2 protein-coding genes are annotated in these 2,072 nt (G+C 69.4%); one reads left to right on the forward strand and one right to left on the reverse strand.

Features of this window, described 5'->3' with window-relative positions; translation table 11 throughout:
- Nucleotides 1-391: 391 nt before the first annotated feature.
- The gene (locus ACFPZI_RS03820) at nt 392-796 is read right to left on the reverse strand and encodes a peptidoglycan-binding domain-containing protein (protein ID WP_381358190.1); all 405 of its coding nucleotides are present in this window, start codon (nt 794-796) and stop codon (nt 392-394) included.
- A 422-nt stretch (nt 797-1,218) separates the two neighbouring features.
- On the opposite strand from ACFPZI_RS03820, the gene ACFPZI_RS03825 reads away from it, so the two are divergent.
- The gene (locus ACFPZI_RS03825) at nt 1,219-2,013 is read left to right on the forward strand and encodes a winged helix-turn-helix domain-containing protein (RefSeq protein ID WP_381358193.1); all 795 of its coding nucleotides are present in this window, start codon (nt 1,219-1,221) and stop codon (nt 2,011-2,013) included.
- Nucleotides 2,014-2,072 lie beyond the last annotated feature (59 nt).

Consider the following 2,072-nt stretch of genomic DNA (forward strand, 5'->3'; position numbering starts at 1 on the left):
CGCTACACTCCCACCGCTCGACGTTTCCCCACGTCAAGCCACGAAGTACTGCTGGAGTACTAAGCCCTGTTCTCGTATAGCTACGGCCAGGTGGCGTGTAGCGCTGAGTAACGGTCCTGGAGTCAACGGAGTTGGTGTATCCGGCGTCCGCCCAGACCAGGCCGACACTGCGGAAGCCGACCCCGAGCCGGGCCAGGACCGCACGGCCCCCGGCACGGTTCTCCCGGACCCCGGAGCAACTGGTCTCCGGGTCCAGGTGCCCGGTGCTGCTGTCGCCTGACAGGCCGAGGCGCCTCCGGCACCGCTTCGGGTGCCGGAGGCGCCGGGCGCTGCCTCTGCGTGGAGCCGGGTGACGAGGCCTCCGGGGCTCACATGGGGTCGGTCAGGTTCCTCAGGGAACGCGGACGCAGTTCGTGCTGCCGTTGACTGGCTCGTGCCTGATTGCCTTGCGGGTGTTCGGGCCGTATTCCCCGTCCGCCGGCGTACCGGCGGCTCGCTGGGCATTGATGAGCGCGTTCCGGGTGGCGGTGCCGAAGTCGCCGTCCTCGATGAGACCAGCCTTGTAACACTTGTTGAGCGTGGTCTGCAGCTGCCGGACGCCGACGCTGTTGTTGCCCCGCACCATGTTGCAGGTAGCGCTGGGGGTCGCCCGGTAGATCGGAACCCAGGCTCCCGCGTACGTGCCGGCCGAGTCACACGTGGGGGTCGCGGCCGAGGCCGGACCCGCGGGCGCCAGAGCGATCATGCCTGCCGCGAACGCCGTGGCCACGCCAACCGCAGCATTTACCTTGCGCATGAGTTCTCCTCCGAAAGGGCAGGGCCGGTGACCCTGTCGTGCGCCCAGAGTGCCGGACGGAGGAACCTTGGGCCACGACTTTCCATCTGGCTGCAACAACCATGGTCAGTGCGGCGTACGGCATGCAGAATTCTGCCGGGACGAGAGGGCAGGACGGGACGAGAGGGTGGCGCATGCTGAGAGTTCATTTCACCAGTGAAGACCTGCTCCGTATGAAGGTGGCGCCAGGGCCAGACCCCATGTGGGAGGGGGTACTCAGCGCTAACTTGCTTGGCAACCGCGACGGGCAGGCAGTTTTCGGTCCCTGGCGTGCGCGGACACGCGCTGGACTCCGCCACCTCGCCCCCGGACATGCTCAGCTGATTCGCTGCCTCGCACCGCCACGCAGCGACTTCCCCGACTTCCTCACTCCGCCAGAGGGGATGTACAGCCTGGAGGCAGGCATCGACGCCATCCTCGCCGCCCCGGCCCGGCGATTACGCGCGGAATTGGCGGTCCTTCCCACTGCGCCGGCATGGATCCGCCCTCTGGCCGAGGGCGATCTGGCCGCCGTCACGAACCTCGGCCGCGCGCTGCTCGGCTACCACCAGGTCGCGATCGCCCCGTACTGGCCCCGGATCCGGGCCCTCGTCGAAGCAGACCGGGCGGTGCGCGCACGCTCCCTGCTCGACGGGGGAGCTGATGGCCTGCTGCACAGCATGCGACCGACCCTCCGCTGGAACCCGCCCGTGCTGGAAGCCGACTACCCGGTCGAGCGTGACGTCCACCTCGACGGCCGGGGCTTGCTCCTGATCCCGTCGGTCTTCTGCTGGCGCACTCCGGTCGCCCTCATCGATCCGACCCTCGACCCGACGCTCGTCTATCCCGTGTCCCGAGGGGCGGAATGGTGGACGGTCGCCCGCACCGGCCAGGCCGCGGACCGCGCCCTGGCCCGCGTGCTCGGCCCGGGTCGTGCGCTGACCCTCCACATGGTCGAGGAGGGCTGCACGACGGGTGAACTGGCCCGGCGGACCGGCCTCGCCGCGCCCACGGCCAGCCGCAACGCGACGGCCCTCCGGGAAGCCGGGCTAATCGCATCCCTGCGGACAGCGAACACGGTGACCCATGTCCTCACCCCGCTGGGGGCGGCCCTGCTCAGCGCCGACTCCTCGTACGGGCCCGGACGCCACCTCTCACCCGCGGGGCCGTCTGCGGACCCCGCGGGACAGGGATGCTAGTGCAAGGTTCCTCAAAGGCAGTAAATAAAACGGCGGCGTAGTGTGCGGGTCGGTGGTGC

Source organism: Streptomyces chlorus (assembly GCF_042655885.1).
GTDB lineage: Bacteria > Actinomycetota > Actinomycetes > Streptomycetales > Streptomycetaceae > Streptomyces > Streptomyces chlorus.

Bases quoted from the DNA above. Each gene is read 5' to 3' on its own strand.
- ACFPZI_RS03820 (WP_381358190.1), bottom strand. From the start codon at position 796: ATGCGCAAGGTAAATGCTGCGGTTGGCGTGGCCACGGCGTTCGCGGCA.
- ACFPZI_RS03825 (WP_381358193.1), top strand. From the start codon at position 1,219: ATGTACAGCCTGGAGGCAGGCATCGACGCCATCCTCGCCGCCCCGGCC.